Source organism: Streptomyces sp. NPDC096311 (assembly GCF_044763085.1).
Lineage (GTDB): Bacteria > Actinomycetota > Actinomycetes > Streptomycetales > Streptomycetaceae > Streptomyces.
The window spans coordinates 75,126-89,856 of the sequence record NZ_JBIWFN010000005.1; the positions used below are offsets into that span (position 1 = coordinate 75,126).

Annotated in this window: 8 protein-coding genes and 2 pseudogenes; 6 read left to right on the forward strand and 4 right to left on the reverse strand. The window is 69.2% G+C overall.

The features are described 5' to 3' along the window. The first annotated feature begins 292 nt into the window (after positions 1-292). From ACIRA5_RS14590 to ACIRA5_RS14610, 5 genes and pseudogenes are all read left to right on the forward strand, one after another. On the forward strand, positions 293-1,639 hold the full coding sequence (locus tag ACIRA5_RS14590; RefSeq protein ID WP_403690818.1) for a ferric reductase-like transmembrane domain-containing protein: 1,347 nt from the start codon (positions 293-295) through the stop codon (positions 1,637-1,639). A 517-nt stretch (positions 1,640-2,156) separates the two neighbouring features. Beyond that, the gene (locus ACIRA5_RS14595) at positions 2,157-2,783 is read left to right on the forward strand and encodes a hypothetical protein (RefSeq protein ID WP_403690820.1); all 627 of its coding nucleotides are present in this window, start codon (positions 2,157-2,159) and stop codon (positions 2,781-2,783) included. Between the two features lie 87 nt (positions 2,784-2,870). Then, a pseudogene (locus ACIRA5_RS14600) lies at positions 2,871-4,628 on the forward strand (family 78 glycoside hydrolase catalytic domain); the annotation flags it as partial. Between the two features lie 19 nt (positions 4,629-4,647). Then, positions 4,648-4,698: pseudogene (locus tag ACIRA5_RS14605) on the forward strand (hypothetical protein); the annotation flags it as partial. A gap of 79 nt (positions 4,699-4,777) precedes the next feature. After that, positions 4,778-5,119, forward strand: a complete 342-nt coding sequence (locus ACIRA5_RS14610) for an alpha-L-rhamnosidase C-terminal domain-containing protein (RefSeq protein ID WP_403690821.1) — start codon at positions 4,778-4,780, stop codon at positions 5,117-5,119. A gap of 212 nt (positions 5,120-5,331) precedes the next feature. Here ACIRA5_RS14610 and ACIRA5_RS14615 read toward each other — a convergent pair whose 3' ends face one another. The 4 genes from ACIRA5_RS14615 to ACIRA5_RS14630 all read right to left on the reverse strand — a co-directional run bounded on the left by ACIRA5_RS14615 (position 5,332) and on the right by ACIRA5_RS14630 (position 12,410). Continuing rightward, on the reverse strand, positions 5,332-6,534 hold the full coding sequence (locus tag ACIRA5_RS14615) for a glycoside hydrolase family 1 protein (protein ID WP_403690823.1): 1,203 nt from the start codon (positions 6,532-6,534) through the stop codon (positions 5,332-5,334). 59 nt (positions 6,535-6,593) lie between these two features. After that, complete coding sequence (locus ACIRA5_RS14620; protein WP_403690824.1) at positions 6,594-8,723, reverse strand: hypothetical protein; 2,130 nt, start codon at positions 8,721-8,723, stop codon at positions 6,594-6,596. A gap of 2 nt (positions 8,724-8,725) precedes the next feature. Continuing rightward, entirely contained in the window at positions 8,726-11,188 is a 2,463-nt protein-coding gene (locus ACIRA5_RS14625; protein WP_403690825.1) for a glycoside hydrolase family 2 TIM barrel-domain containing protein, read from the reverse strand. A 265-nt stretch (positions 11,189-11,453) separates the two neighbouring features. After that, on the reverse strand, positions 11,454-12,410 hold the full coding sequence (locus ACIRA5_RS14630) for a LacI family DNA-binding transcriptional regulator (protein ID WP_403690827.1): 957 nt from the start codon (positions 12,408-12,410) through the stop codon (positions 11,454-11,456). Between the two features lie 635 nt (positions 12,411-13,045). Between ACIRA5_RS14630 and ACIRA5_RS14635 the strand changes: the two genes are divergently transcribed. Further along, a complete protein-coding gene (locus tag ACIRA5_RS14635) occupies positions 13,046-14,518 on the forward strand; it encodes an MFS transporter (protein ID WP_403690829.1) in 1,473 nt (490 codons plus the stop codon). Positions 14,519-14,731: the final 213 nt, after the last annotated feature.

The window sequence follows — 14,731 nt, forward strand, 5'->3', positions numbered from 1 at the left end:
GTTGCATCAGTGCGGCGGTGGCCCCGGTTCCCGGCTCCCGTGGTGGGCCTCGGGGGCTCGCTGGTGAGGGGTGTGTCCTGCAGGGAAGGGGTGGACCCCGAGGTTGATGACGGGTTTCCGGGTGCACCTTGCTTGACTGTGACCGAAAGAAAAGGCTACGTTGTAGCCAATATTGGGGGTGGCAGGAACCCCAGCCACCTGTACGCAAGGGCGCTCAGGCCGCGAGCGCACGGTAGGCCCGGCCTTCGTCAGTGCTCCTTGCGCCATGCTGCTGACCCCCGAGGAGTAGACGATGCCCGTTCTGATCGTGATAGCGATCTACGCTGTCCGGATCGCGCGTGCTCCCTTGGACGCGCGTCTGAAGAAACGGCACGTCGGACCTCTGACGGTCACGGCCGGTGCCGTCGTGCTCTACCTGGCCTGGGACTGGCTCAGGCCCGAGGGTCTCAGTACTGTCTATTTCGTCGGCGAGTTCGCCGGCGTCCTGTCCGTGTACCTGATGTCCTGCACCCTGGTGCTGGCCACCCGCCTTATGTGGCTGGAGCAGTGGTTCGGCGGCCTGGACCGCATGTACCGTCAGCACAAGCAGTACGCCGTATGGTCCATGCTCCTGCTCATCCCCCATCTGCTCCTCCACTTTTTCTCCGGCTTCGACGGGAGCCAATACGGCTACGACCACACGGCGTCGGTGGGGATGGGGCACGTCCTTGGCGCTGTCTCCGCCATCGGCCTGCTCCTGCTCGTCGTCATCTCACTCGGCCAGGTCGGCCGCATCCTCCGGCTGCCCTACGAGCGCTGGCTGTTCCTGCACCGCCTCACAGGCTTGCTGCTCCTGTCCGCGCTCTTCCACGGCTGGTTCCTCGATCTCATCATCGGCGGATCCACACCCCTCCTGGGGATCTACGTCACGATGGCCACCATCGGCATGATCGCCTACGGCTACGACGAACTGGTGCTGCGGCACAGGGAACCCCGGGCCGACTACTCCATTCACCGCGTTGAGCGGCCCACACCCGGCATCCTCGACCTCACCCTCACGCCCACCAGCAGGACGGCGCTCCCCGTGACGGGTGGTCAGTTCGTCTACCTGCGGGTCGGTGGCTGGCACGAACACCCCTTCAGCGTCGCGGGAACGCAGGCCGATGGCTCGGTGCGCCTGACCATCCGTGCCCTGGGCCGCGGCACAGGCAAGCTCTACACGGACGTACGCGAAGGGCTCCCCGCAACCCTCAAGGGCCCCTACGGCATGTTCGACCACACCCTCGGCGGACCCCGCCAGATCTGGATCGCTGCGGGCATCGGCATCGCACCCTTCCTCGGCTGGCTCACCCACCCCTGCGAAACGCTGCCCCGTATCGACCTCTTCTACTGCGCCCCTACGGCCGATGACGCGCCGTTCCTCCCAGAACTCGCCGCAACCGCAGAACGCCGCCCTGAACTCCGGCTCCACCCGACGTTCAGCCGCAACCACGGCCGCCTGACCGCGGACAGGATCCAAGCCGTGGCCGGACCAATCACTCCCGACACCCACGTCTTCCTCTGCGGCCCCGCTTCCATGGTCGAAAACCTCACTCGTGCCCTCCACCGCAAGGGCGTCCCCCGGCACCACCTACACGCCGAGCACTTCGCCTTCCGCTGATGAGCCGCCGGTCGGCACGGACCCCATCCGATGGGTCCGATCCGCCCCCATCGATCCCGTCCATCCGGCGATGAGGGTGTGCGTCCGCAGGGAACATCGGCACGCCGCGGACGCGCGTCCAGGCCAGGACGGCAAGATGGCCGATCGGCTCCGCGGGCTGCGGTGCGCTGTTCCACACCAGGAGCATCAGGTCGCTCCCGCGTGCGACCTGTTCGGCGCCGTGGGCGACGTCCGCGAAGAACGGGCTCCCAGATCCATGACGAGAGGTTCGACGACCCAGCTGCGCCGAAGCGCAGGGACCGGGCCGATGTCCGGGAGACCCGCGGTGGCGGGAGATTCGGGCAGGCAGAGCCCGGAGATCCGCCAGTCAGACGGAGCCCCGACGGTGGGGGCGTATCTGCCCACGCCGGCCAACGAGTCAGCCGATCACAGGCGACGTCTCATGACTCCCTGCAATCAGTTCGGCCTACCCCAATGCCCTATCCAATCGACCTGCCAGCTTTCGGAGTCGACCCTCATGCTTCACGGAGGCGATGAGGCCCCCGTCGATGTCGCCGACGGCCGCATCCGGTATCGCACCGCCCGGGGCGAGGACGTCGTACACGAGCGCACCGTCCATGCGATCGGCGACGCCGACTGGGTGCTGAGCGAGCACGTCATACTGCCCGAGGGCACGACGGACGGTCTCCGCGTCGGCATGGAGTTCACCCTCGCGCCCGGCTTCGAGCACGCTCGCTACACCGGGCTCGGCCCCTGGGAGAACTACCCCGACCGCCGCGCCTCAGCTCTCCTGGGAGTGTGGGACAGCTCCATCGACTACCTGCCGGTGCGGTACATCGTGCCGTCGGAGAACGGCGGCCGAGGGGAGGTCTCGGCCCTGGAACTGACCGGTCCGCCAGGCACGGTGCGCACCTCCCACGCCCCACTCCACATGGTCGTCGGCCGGCCCACCACCGCCGAGCTGGAGGCCGTCGACCACTGGTGGAAGCTGCCGCGGAGCACGCGGACGGTGGTCCACCTTGACATCGCCCACCGTGGAGTCGGCACCGGCCGCCTCGGCCCCGACACGCGCTGCGAATTCCGTCCCAGCGCGCAGGAGTACACCTGGCAGTGGCGGCTCACGATCACCGCCCCGGAGCGCTGAGCGCGGCTTCCCACACCGGCGGGGCGGTGTGGCAGCCCGCCCCGCCGCTCCGATCCGCGCTCACGCACGCCGCCTCATGGAGTCCCGATGCCGTACCAGGCCCGTTTCGTCACTCCCGGACACCACCCCCAGCCGGACGCAGCCGCCTCCTACCTGCGCCGCGACTTCACCGTCGCCGAACTCCCCGAGCGGGCGCTGCTCCACGTCACCGCCCTCGGCATCGCCGAGCCATACCTGAACGGCCGCCGGGTCGGCGACGAGGTGCTCTGCCCGGGCTGGACCTCATACCGGCACCGGCTGCCGGTCAGCACGCACGATGTCACCGACCTGATCACCCCGGGGGCCAACGCTCTTGGCGTGATCCTCGGCGAAGGCTGGGCGGCCGGCCGCATCGAGCACGTACAGCCGGGCACCACCCGCGAGCACGCCAACCGCTTCCACTGCACCGACCGGCCCGCCCTCTTCCTGCAGCTCGACCTCCACTACGAACACCGCGTCCAGGTGATCGGCACGGACGAGTCGTTCACCTGTGCCACCGGCGCCGTCCTCGCCCACAGCCTGTACGACGGCGAGACCTACGACGCCCGCCTCGAACCGCGCGGCTGGTCCCGGCCAGGGTTCCCCGCGGCCGATTCCTGGCAGCCGGCCGAGCTCTTCGACTGGGACCCGGCCGTCCTGGTCCCCCGCACCGCCGAACCCGTCCGCCGCACCCAGGAACTCACACCCGTCGCGACGACCACGAGCCCGACGGGGAAGACCGTCGTCGACTTCGGCCACAACATCACGGGCTGGGTGCGCCTCTCGGTCACCGGTGGGCCGGGGACATGCGTGACCGTGCGGCACGCCGAGATCCTCACCGACGGCGAGCTGGACACCCGCTCCCTGCGCACCGCGAAGGCCACCGACCGCTACTTCCACGCCGGGGGCACGACCACCTGGGAACCGCGGTTCACCTTTTACGGCTTCCGCTACGCCGAGATTGACGGCCCCTTCGACCAGGTGACAGCGGTGACGGTGCACAGCGACATGCCCCGCACGGGCTGGTTCACCTGCTCGGACACACGTCTCGACCAATGGCACGCCAACACGGTGCGCTCCATGGTCGGCAACTTCGTCGGGCACCCTTCGGACTGCCCCCAGCGTGACGAGCGCCTCGGCTGGACCGGCGACATCAACGCGTTCGGCCCCACCGCTGCCTTCCTCTACGACGTCCGCGGGGTGCTCGGCTCCTGGCTCGACGACGTTGCCGCCGAGCAGGTCGCGTGCCGCTCCGTGCCGCACGTCAGGGGTACGGCCGCGCCGCCTGCCGGCGTATGGACGGACGTCGCGGTCCGACTGCCTTAGGCGGTGTACCAGGAGTACGGCGACCCTGAGATCCTGCGCCGCGCCTACCCCTCAATGGCCGCTTACGTCCGCGAGATCGAGAAGCTCCTCGACGCCCGGGGCCTGTGGCGGGACGGCCTCCAGCGTGGCGACTGGCTCGACCCGCCGGCCCCCGGCGACGATCCGAGCGCGGGCTGCACCGACAAGCACCTGGTCGGTGCCGCGTACTTCGCGCGCACCGCGCAGGAGATGGCCGAGACCGCGCGCCTCGAACGTCCTGCCGACGAGGGGTACTTCACCGCGCTGGCGGCACGTACCAGGGCCGCGTTCCGTGCCGAGTTCGTCACTGCGAACGGCCGGGTCACCTGCGAGAGCGCCACCGCCTATGCACTGGCCCTGTGCTTCGGCCTGCTCGACCAAGAGCAGGAGCAGCACGCGGGCGACCGCCTGGTCGCTCTGTTCACCGACGCCGGATTCACCATCACCACGGGCTTCGCGGGCACCCCGTACGTGCTGCCCGCGTTGAGCATGACCGGGCCATGTGGGGGAGGCGTACCGGCTGCTGTTGCAGACGGACTGCCCGTCCTTCCTCTATCCGGTGACCATGGGCGCCGCCACGATCTGGGAACGGTGGGACGCGCTGGGCCGACGGCACCATGCACCCGGACGCGATGACGTCCTTCAACCACTCCGCGTTCGGCGCCGCGACGCACTGGCTGCACACCGACGTGGCGGGGCTGCGCATGCTGGCACCCGGCTACGGCCGCATCCGCGTCGCCCCGGCCGTCGCCCCCGACCTCACGCACGCCGCCGTACGGCACATCACTGGGCAGGGCGAGATCTACCTCGCCTGGCGCATTGCCGACGGCACGATGACCGTCGACCGGGTCACGCCCGTACCCGCCGAGGTGGACCTGCCCCTGGGAGGACCGCGGACCCGGTCCGCGCCAGGAACCCACACCTGGTCCTGCGAACTCCCTGAGGGCTACGGGCGCTCACTCCTCAATACTTAGCTCCGACGAACGGGCCTTGCTCGGGGAGCGGGTGCCGGGCGACCTCGTGGGCCTCGTCCGGGGGGAGGCCAGCATGCGCAGGACCGTCTCGGCCGTGTTCGCGGCGGTTCTCTTCGCCGTCCATGTCTGAGCGGGGCAACCTGGGCGCCGACTGATCACGTGTCGGTGGATGGTCGGCATGGTGGCCGCTGGCGTTGTCGGCCACAACGGACTCAGGCCCCCGCCTCCAGGGCACCACCCTTGCGGGCGACGCCGCCCAGCCAGGCCAGACTCGGCTTGGGCGTGCGCGCGAACGTGTCACGGTCGACGGCTATCAGTCCGAACGTCGGCGCCCAGTTGCCCCATTCGAAGTTGTCCAGTGCCGACCAGTGCAGGTATCCGCGGACGTCGATGCCCTCGGCGACGGCCCCGTACAGGTGCCTCAGCGCCTCGGTCGTGTAGGCGATCCGGCGGGTGTCGTCGGCGGTGGCGATGCCGTTCTCGGTGACGAGCAGTGGGATTCCTTCGGTGGCTTCCCAGGCGTGACGCAGGGCGATGCCGAGGGCGTCGGGCCGGTAGGCCCAGCCGGTCTGGGTGTTGTCGGGGCTCTCGGGCACGGGGATGATGCCGTTCTCGTTCACCGTCTGGCTGGTGTACGACTGCACGCCCAGAAAGTCGTCGCCGCGCGCCCCGTGGTGGTAGAGGTCCTCCCAGGCCCACCGCAGGTCGTCGTAGATCTTCTCGCTGCCGGGCGCGGGCACCAGGGACTGCTGGGCCACGGTCCAGCCGACCTTCGCCGAGGTGTGATCCCGTACGACGCCCACGGCGGCGCGGTGCGCCCGTACGAGGGTCTCGCCGATGCCCTGGTCCGGGGCGGGCATGCGGATGTCCGCGCCGAGGTTGAGCTCGGCGCCCTCGGCCATCGCCCTGGCCATGCCGCTCATCATGGCCAGGATGTTCGGTTCGTTGATGGTGCAGATCCAGTTGACGTCGTGGAGGATCGTGCAGGCGTGCTCCACGTACCGGGTGAACCTGTCGACCGCGGTCGGGCTCGTCCATCCGCCCTCGTCGGCGAACCAGCGGGGGCCGGAGAAGTGATGGAGGGTCACGACCGGTTCGAGGCCGAGGCCGCGCGCGGTGTCGATCATGCGGCGGTAGTGGGCGAGCTCGGCACGCGAGAACTCGCCCGGCTCCGGCTCGATGCGCGCCCACTCGATGCCGAACCGGTAGGCGTTCAGTCCGGCTTCGGCGAGGAGTCGCATGTCCTCCTCGTAGCGGTGGTAGCTGTCGCACGCGTCTCCGCTGCGTTCCAGGCGGCCTACGGCCATGTGCTCGGTGCGCCACCAGTCGCTGTTGAGGTTGTTCCCCTCGATCTGGTGCGGCGAGGTGGACGCACCCCACAGGAAGTCGTGGCGAAGGTCGGGGTCGCGGCTCATCGGGTTTCCTCCAAGATCATGGGCAGGTCGTCTTGTGCGTCAGCGGGCGGTCGGCTCTGTCAGGGCCAGAGGGTGAAGCCTTCGTGGCGGACCTGCCAGCTGCCGTCGTGTGGGAAGCCGGGAAGGTCCCGGCTGTCCGGATTGCCGGTGCCGGTGGCGTCCCAGCCGGCCGCCATGAGGGACACGGCGGCGAGCAGGCCGCCGTTGGCCGGGTTGTAGAGGGGTAGAGCGCTGCCGAGCTGCGGGTTGTGGCCGACTGCCGAGTAGGTGTTCTTTGCGGTGTCCATGAGCAGGGCGTCCACGGCGAGGTCGGGACGTCCGACGCGGGTGGCGGTCATCGCCAGGACCGGGAAGTCCCAGCCCCAGGCGGACTCCCACTCCCAGTCGGCAAGGACGTCGAGCAGCGTCGCCTCCATCACTCCCGCGTCGACGAGCGGGCCCGCGGGGACGACACCGAGGGCGCAGAGCATCGAGGGGTGGTCGTCACGGCGGAGGTAGGGCTCGGTCGCGATCGCCGTGTACGTACCGCGGTCCGGGTCCTGGTGCGGCGTGGCCAGGTTGTCCTGGACGTGCTGCCACTTCTTGTCGCGCTCCAGGCCGAGGCGCTCGCGCCAGGACTGGGCGATCTCCAGGCCCCACCACCAGTAGGCGAGTTCGAAGGTGGGGTCCTCGGTGGTCTTCGCGTCGTAGAACTCCTGCGCGGGCATCACGGGTGCGGGCAGGTGGTAGGTGCCGGAGCGTTCCTCCACGAAGGAGACCATGAACCGTGCTGTTTCCTCGACGAGTTCGGCGAAGCGGGTGACCAGTTCGGGCCGCTGCTCCTTCGGCAGGCTCCGGTGGGCCAGTTCGAGGAGGTAGAGGGGGTGGGGTTGCTGCCATACCAGCAGGGAGCCGATGTCCGACGGGCTCTCCCGGCCGTCCGGGCCGACCTGCTTGGGCCAGCGGGCGCCCTCGTAGCTCTGCCGCAGGGCGGTCTCGCGCGCGGTGTCGAGAGTGGACAGGTACCACTCCAGGCTGGGGATGAGTAGTTCGGGGCGGCCCCAGGCGGCGAAGTGGGCCGCGTGCCACCAGTGCATCTCCAGGTGGAACTTGCCGTACCAGGAGTTGGCGACGAGCCCCGTCTCCTGGGGCGGGACGGAGCCGGAGTTGTTCACGGCGGTCTGGTACTGCGACAGCACGATGCGGCGCTCCAGCTCTGCCGCCCGTGGATCGGTGCTGCCCGTGAAGTCGATGGCCGCCCCAGAGGTCCAGAAGTCGCGCCACCACGCCGCGGCCGCGTCGGCCACGAACGTGAAGGTGCCGCCTGCCAGGTCCTCGTCCGGGGCGAAGGCGACCACGAGTTCCAGCACGGTCCCCGAACCGGTCAGCTCGAATGCGTGCGGCTCCGACGCAACGTCCAGTGAGCCGTCGCCGGTCCAGTCGAGGCGTACGTCGTACTTCGTGTCGTCCAGCACCCGCCGTATCCGGGCAGTTCCTTCTCCCAGCCCTTCCAGGGTCGAGTGGTGTCGGTCCGGCGCGGTCCAGTCGGAGGTCTGGCAGAAGCCGTCGCTGGCGTAGGGGAACCGCAGGACGACATCCGCGAGGCCACTCGCCAACAGCTCCGATTCGATCCTGAAGGCGACCCGTGCGTGCTGGGGGTGGGCGACCGTGGTGACCCGCACGTCCGCACCGGCGTAGGCGAAGCTGCTGTGGATCGTGCCCGACCACAGGTCGAGTCGCTGGCGGGGGTCGGTGAGCGCCTCGGGGCCGGTCTCCGGATCGGCACCGAGGGCGGGGCGCAGCCTCAGTCCGACGCGGCCGAGGTCGATCCGGTGCGGGTTCATGTGCAGCCAGGCTCCGGCGCGCATGTCTTCGGCCACCTCGCCGCCCATCATCGAGGCGATGTCGAACTTGTCCGGGTATCGAACCGGCCCACGTGCCGTCTGATACGTCGACATCGCGTCGTCGAGAACGAACCCGTCGGGGTTGGGCATCGAGTGCCAACCCCAGTTCGACAGCGTCGCGTTGTGGATGGTGAGGCGCTGCCCGGTCAGGGCCGCGGCCTGGTCGTGGTAGGAGACGAAGGTCTGCATGCCGGTGATGTCGGCGCTGTAGGCGAAGTCTCCGTTACCGACGGTCAGGACGTGGGCCGGGTCGGGGCGGGTGATCTCGACGGTGTGGCGGCGGACGAGGGATTCGCGGTTGATCATGGTCACTGCTCCTGGTGGCGGTGGTCGTGCGGCTGCTGCTCGACCGTGACGACGACGTCCACCGGATCGCAGCCCTGCGCGGTGGCGGTGAGCCGGATCTTTCCGACGGTGGTGGGCCGCAGGACGGCGAGCGCGCGCCCCTCGTACGTACGGCGTTCCGTACTGTCGAACCGCTCCTCGGTCGACGGGGCGGCGCTGCCCAGGCCGACCAGTTCCCCGGCTCCGGACACCTCGACGGTGACCGGCCGGTCGGCGCCGGTGTGGCAGGTGCCCTGCGCGTCGGTGAGGGTCAGAGTGACGTAGGCCAGGTCGCCGCCTGCCGCCCGAATGGTCTGGCGGTCGGTCTCTGCCCTGAGCTGCACGGGCCCGGTGGCGCAGCGCAGGGTGGTGCGGCCGGTCTCGGCGCCGTCCCGGTAGGCGACGGCGACCAGGTCCCCGGGTACGTACACGATCTCGAACTCGGTGCGGAAACGGTGCTCTGCGCCAACGGGCCGCCGCCCGAAGGAGTTTCCGTTCCCGATGAGCTCGACCTCGTCCGCATCGCCGTAGACCTCGACCGTGACCGGTTCGCCCTCGAAGCCGGGCCAGGTCCAGGAGGCGACGGTGTCGCTCCAGGCCCATGGCGATCCGGCCCAGGTCCTACCGTGGTGCTCGGGTCGGCGTACCGCGATGTACGGCTCGGCCCGCAGGCCGAAGATGATCTCCCGGTAGTAGGAGGCGGGCCTGCGATGCCCGGTGATGTCGATGTCGCCGCAGCCTGCAACGAGGTACGGGTACGGCGCGTTGTGTGCCTGCGCCGGCCCGCTTTCGGTGACGTACTGGGGCCGGCCGATGCCGACCTCGCCCAGGTAGTCCCAGCCGGTCCAGGTGAAGTCGCCGATGACATGGCCGTGTTCTTGCACCAGGCGCCAGTTGCCGGCGATACGGGTGGGGAAGGTCTCGGTGCCGAGGATGATCCGGTTCGGGAACAGCTCGCGGTCCGCCGCGTAGCGGGCCTCGGCGTAGTTCATGCCGGCCACGTCGAGTACGGCGAAGGACTCGGCGGTGCGCTCGCTGACCAGCTCGGAGGTACTGATCGCGTTCATCGCGTCGCCCGCGTCCGCCATCAGGGTGTTGATGCCGGCGCCGTCCCGAGCGGCCTGTTCCTGAAGGGCGCCCAGCTCCGACATGACGGCGAGCATGCCGTTGACGGCGTTGGTGACGTAACGCGTGGGGTCCAGGGAGCGGACCTTCTCGGCGAGCCTGCGTCCCCACACCGCGCCGAAGGGCGAGCCGGTCTCGGGTATCTCGTTGCCGATCGAGTACATGATGACGCTGGGGTGGTTGACGTCCTTGGCGACCATCGCCTCGACGTCGCGCTCCCACCACTCGGGGAAACTGAGGCTGTAGTCGAACTCGCTCTTGCCGGACGTCCACATGTCGAACGCCTCGTCCACGACGAGCATGCCGAGGCGGTCGCAGGCGTCGAGCATCGCCCGGCTCATTGGCTGGTGGGAGATCCGGATCGCATTGAACCCGGCCTTCTTGAGGATTTCCACCCGCCTCTCCTCGGCGCGCGCGTACGTGGCGGCGCCGAGGACTCCGTTGTCGTGGTGGACGCAGGCGCCGCGCAGCTTCACGCTCTCGCCGTTGAGCCGCAGCCCCTGCTCCGGGTCGAGTTGGAGCGAACGGATACCGAAGGTGACCTGCTCCGCGTCCACGTCCTTCAAGGCCACGTGGCAGTCGTAGAGGCTCGGGGATGCGGGGCTCCACAGGGTCGGCGAGGGTATGTACAGGCGCTGGCGGACGGTCGCCGGCTCACCGGGCAGCACCGTCACCTTCGACAGGTCGCTCGCGACGACGGTCCCGGCTGCGTCCCGTATCTCGGTGACGACATCGAGCGTACGTACCTCGATCGAGTCGTTGACCACGTCCGTCACCACTTCGGTGATGGCGCGCGAGCCGTCGATGTCGGAGGTGGTGACGCGGACGCCGTCGGGTGCGATACGGGCCACGTCCCCGACGAGCAGCCAGGCGGGACGGTAGATTCCCGCTCCTGTGTACCAGCGCGAGTCACGGTGCGCGCGGGCCTCGACCCGGATCTCGTTGTCCTCGCCGAAGCGCAGGAAGCGGTCGGCGTCGATACGGAAGTGCGAGTAGCCGTACGGGCGTTGACCCGCGTAGGCGCCGTTGATGTGCACGGTCGCGTCGCGGTACACGCCCTCGAACTCGACGAAGATCCGCTTGCCCCGGTACTCCTCGGGCACGGCAAACGTCTTGCGGTACTCGAAGACGCCACTGGGGTGGTACGCGCCCGCGGCGCCCTCCATCGTGGCCGCACCGTCCGGGGCAGCGCGCTGTTGCTCGATCAGCGCGTCATGGGGCACGGTCACCGGACGGAAGGGGACCATGTGGCCGGACAGTTCGGCGAAGGGGTTGACCTTCGGCCGGACGTGCCAGCCGTCGTCGAAGGACGTGCGGATCATACGGTCTCCATGTGTAGTCGGCTCGCAGCCGCCCAGGGGTGTGCACGCGGTCCCCTCCCGCGGGACGCGACGCGTCTGGGCGGCCGCACGGTGAGTGGCCATGGGGTTTCGGCGTAGAAATTTCGCCTCTGCAAACGTGGCGCCCGTATGGAGCGCCGTTTCTCTCCTGCCGTGTCCCGGCCACGAGGCGACGGGCACGGATCACCGTCTCGCCTCTGCACCGCCACCGGCCTCTACGGGCCGGCCGGCGGCGAGCCGGGCGAGATCAGGTGGTTCCGCCTGCGATCAGCCGGAAACGAACCTCGGTGCGCGCGGTGCTGGATCCCTCCTTGTCCAGGCGGGAGAGGAGCGACTGGATGATCGCCTCGGTCACCAGGGAGGTGTCGTACTCCAACGTCGTGAGCGGCGGCGTGGTCAGGCGGGAGAGGGGGGTGTGGTCCACGCCGATCAGCGCCAAGTCCTGCGGCACACGCCATCCTCGGAGTGATGCGGCGTGCAGCAGGGCGGTGGCCACGTCGTCGTTGTAGCAGGCGACGGCGAAGCCCGGCTCGCCGAGCTGGTCCAGCGCGGACACGGCGTCCTCGGCGTTGATCCCCAGCGTGAGGATCCGAGGTGCGTCGGCGCCGTGCGTGTGGCACTCGGCGACGAACTCCCGCTCGCGAGCGCCCCCGAAGGTGTCGCTGCGCTCATCGTGCAGGTGGGCGTAGGCGAGACGCCGATAGCCCCGGTCGAGCAGGTGGCGGGCCTGCAGCCTGCCGATCTCGGCGTTGGAGTCCGGGTGTGACGTGCTGTGCGGATCGATCGCCTCGACGCCTCGGCGCTCGAGCAGCCCTCGGTCGGCTGCGGAAAACCGGGTGAGGGACATGATCGCTCGTGGCTTCATCCCGACGACCAGGCGGTCCAGGGACGCCTCGGACTGTGTCGAGAGCCGCAGGACCAGGGTGAGCCCCCGCCTCGACAACTCGTCGGTCAGTGAACCGTAGATGTCCTGAAGATTCCCGCCGAAGGTCGTGTCGGGAATGAGCGCGATCACGATGTCACTCGACCCCTTGGCCAGCGCGCGCCCTGCGGCGGAGGGCTCGTATCCGAGCTCGGCGACAGCTTGACGCACCCGTTCCCGGGTCTCCGCCGCGAACTGGTCCCCGCGGCCGTTCAGGATCTGACTGACGGTGGATCGCGAGACGCCCGCCCTGTCGGCGACGTCCTGACTGGTAGCGATCACCGCTGCCTCCGTTTCGTCGATGTCACGGTCAGTGTAGCCCCATTAACGCGTGACACCTACAGTTCACATCGCTATTGACGCGCGTTAACAGCCTCTGCTTTGCTCCTGACGCGCGTTAACAAGCTCCAGCCTGCCGCCGCGCGATACCTGAACCACAACGATGTGTCGGGAGCCAAACATGGCGATCGCTGTTTTCAGTCACCACACCGGTCCATCGCCCGGCCGCGGGCAACGCGCTGGACATGCAGCGAGCCGTCACGGCTCCCTCCTCGGCGGAGAAGACCACTCTGCGGTCGACGCACAGAGCAGGGGAGACGCGGGCCGTCGAACGCCCGGCTGCTGAAAGCACGTCACCACCGCCGGGGTGCGGACGGCGATGGCCGCCCACAACCGGATCAACGGCGCCTCTGCGGAAATCCGCACCACCACGACCGGCCCGGCTCCCGGACCGCGCTGCTTTTGATCGGCCGCCATGTCCCCGTGTCCGGAGGCCGCCTGGACCCCGGCCCCCTCATCGCGCTTCTCGAGGCCGACAGAGCTCCAACCCGTACGCCCGTCACGGCATGCGCAGCCCCGCGCATGCCCGTTCCGGCGAACCCCGCACCTTCCGGCACCACCTACTTGAAGGGCCGCACATGTCCCAGAAACTGGCCAGCCCCGCGAGTACCCCAGAACCGAACGCCAAGATCCGGTTCGGCGTCCGGCACACGTTCACCCTCCTCGCCCTGGTGTGGACCGCACAGATCCTCCCGATCGTGAGCCTGCTGGCCGGCAACGCGCAGTCCGCGATCGCGATCCACTTCCATACGACGCAGATCGCCTGGTTCGGCCTGATGGGCGTCCTGATCGGTACGTTCGTCATGCCCTTCGTGGTGAAGGCCGCCGGCATGTACGGCAAGAGGCGCGTGATGATCGTCATCTCCGTGCTCGGGCTCGCAGGCGACGCCATCGCCGCCCTCGCACCGAACTACGCGACGCTGCTCGTGGGTCGGGGCATAGCTGGGCTCTACGTACCGATCGCGGCGCTCTCCTACTCGATCGCGCGCGACGTGTTCCCCCGCCACCTGGTCGGTCCTGCCAGCGGACTCATGGGAGGCGGACTCGGCCTGGTGGGCCTCGGTGGACCGTTCCTCACCGGGTGGGTCATCGACGACTTCGGCTTCCGCGGCGCTCTGTGGTTCATGGCGATCGCCACGGTGCTCAGCCTGATCCTGCTGATCACCGTCGTCCCCGAGAGCCCCGTCCGCGAGGCGCGGGTCCGCATGGACTGGCTGGGCGGAGTGCTGCTCGGGGGTGGCCTCACCGCCATCGTGTACGCCATCGGGCAGGGCGCCGCGTGGGGCTGGACCAGCGGCAAGATCTTCACCTACATCGGTGCGGGCGTGCTCGCGCTGATCGCGTTCGCGGTCGTCGAAAGCCGTGTCGCCAACCCGCTGTTCCCGCTCCCGATGCTCAAGCGGCGCAAGGTCTGGTCGGTACTGGTCGCCACGGCGGTGGTCGCGGCGGCGGTCTACTCGGTGGGCACGGTCATGCAGCTGCTCGCTTTGATGCCGAAGATCCCCGGCATGTCGGCGGGCCTGGGCTGGTCGGCGACGGACAACGCGATCTACACCAGCCCCATGAGCGTCCTGATCATCGTGGTGTCCGTCGTGACCGGGATCCTGGCCCGCCGGATCGAGCCCCGTCTCCTGCTGAGCGCTGCGGCGTTCTTCGCCGCCGCCGGCTTCGCCCTCGGCTCCCATCTCCACCACTCGGTGTCTGAGATCATCGTCATGGGGCTCGTGGCAGGCGTGGGCACGGGCATGACGGCCGCCATCGTGCCGATCATGATCATCGCGGCGGTTCCGCCCGAGGAGCAGGCGCTGGCCAACGGGGCTCAGAGCATGGTGCAGGGCGTCGTCCAGGCGATCGTCCTCCAGGTCACCTTCGTGGTCATGGCCAAGGGCGGCATGGTCATGAAGGGCACCCAGTTCTACAGCGACGGCGGCTTCGCGAACGGGTTCTGGCTGATGGCCGGCTGCGTCGTCCTGGGCGGTCTCCTCATCCTGCTGATACCCAAGGTCAAGCGGCTCGACGAAGCCGAGGTGGGCCAAGCGGCGACCTCCTGACCGTGCCGCGTGGGCCGGCTGCAAAGGAGTGGGCCGGCCCCGTCCTCGATGCACTCCCTGTGCTCGTGCCGATCCCGATCGGCTCCATCGGCGGCCTCCAGCGTCCCGCACGTCAGCCCCCAAAGCCGCCCCGGACAAGCGCGCAGCACTGCATGCCCTCCGCGACATCCAGCTCACCACACGTCACCACCCTCGCCGGGCCACGCCCGGTCC

Coding starts and splice junctions, on each gene's coding strand:
- ACIRA5_RS14590 (WP_403690818.1), top strand. CDS start 293: ATGCCCGTTCTGATCGTGATAGCGATCTACGCTGTCCGGATCGCGCGT.
- ACIRA5_RS14635 (WP_403690829.1), top strand. CDS start 13,046: ATGTCCCAGAAACTGGCCAGCCCCGCGAGTACCCCAGAACCGAACGCC.
- ACIRA5_RS14625 (WP_403690825.1), bottom strand. CDS start 11,188: ATGATCCGCACGTCCTTCGACGACGGCTGGCACGTCCGGCCGAAGGTC.
- ACIRA5_RS14615 (WP_403690823.1), bottom strand. CDS start 6,534: ATGAGCCGCGACCCCGACCTTCGCCACGACTTCCTGTGGGGTGCGTCC.
- ACIRA5_RS14610 (WP_403690821.1), top strand. CDS start 4,778: ATGACGTCCTTCAACCACTCCGCGTTCGGCGCCGCGACGCACTGGCTG.
- ACIRA5_RS14595 (WP_403690820.1), top strand. CDS start 2,157: ATGCTTCACGGAGGCGATGAGGCCCCCGTCGATGTCGCCGACGGCCGC.
- ACIRA5_RS14620 (WP_403690824.1), bottom strand. CDS start 8,723: ATGATCAACCGCGAATCCCTCGTCCGCCGCCACACCGTCGAGATCACC.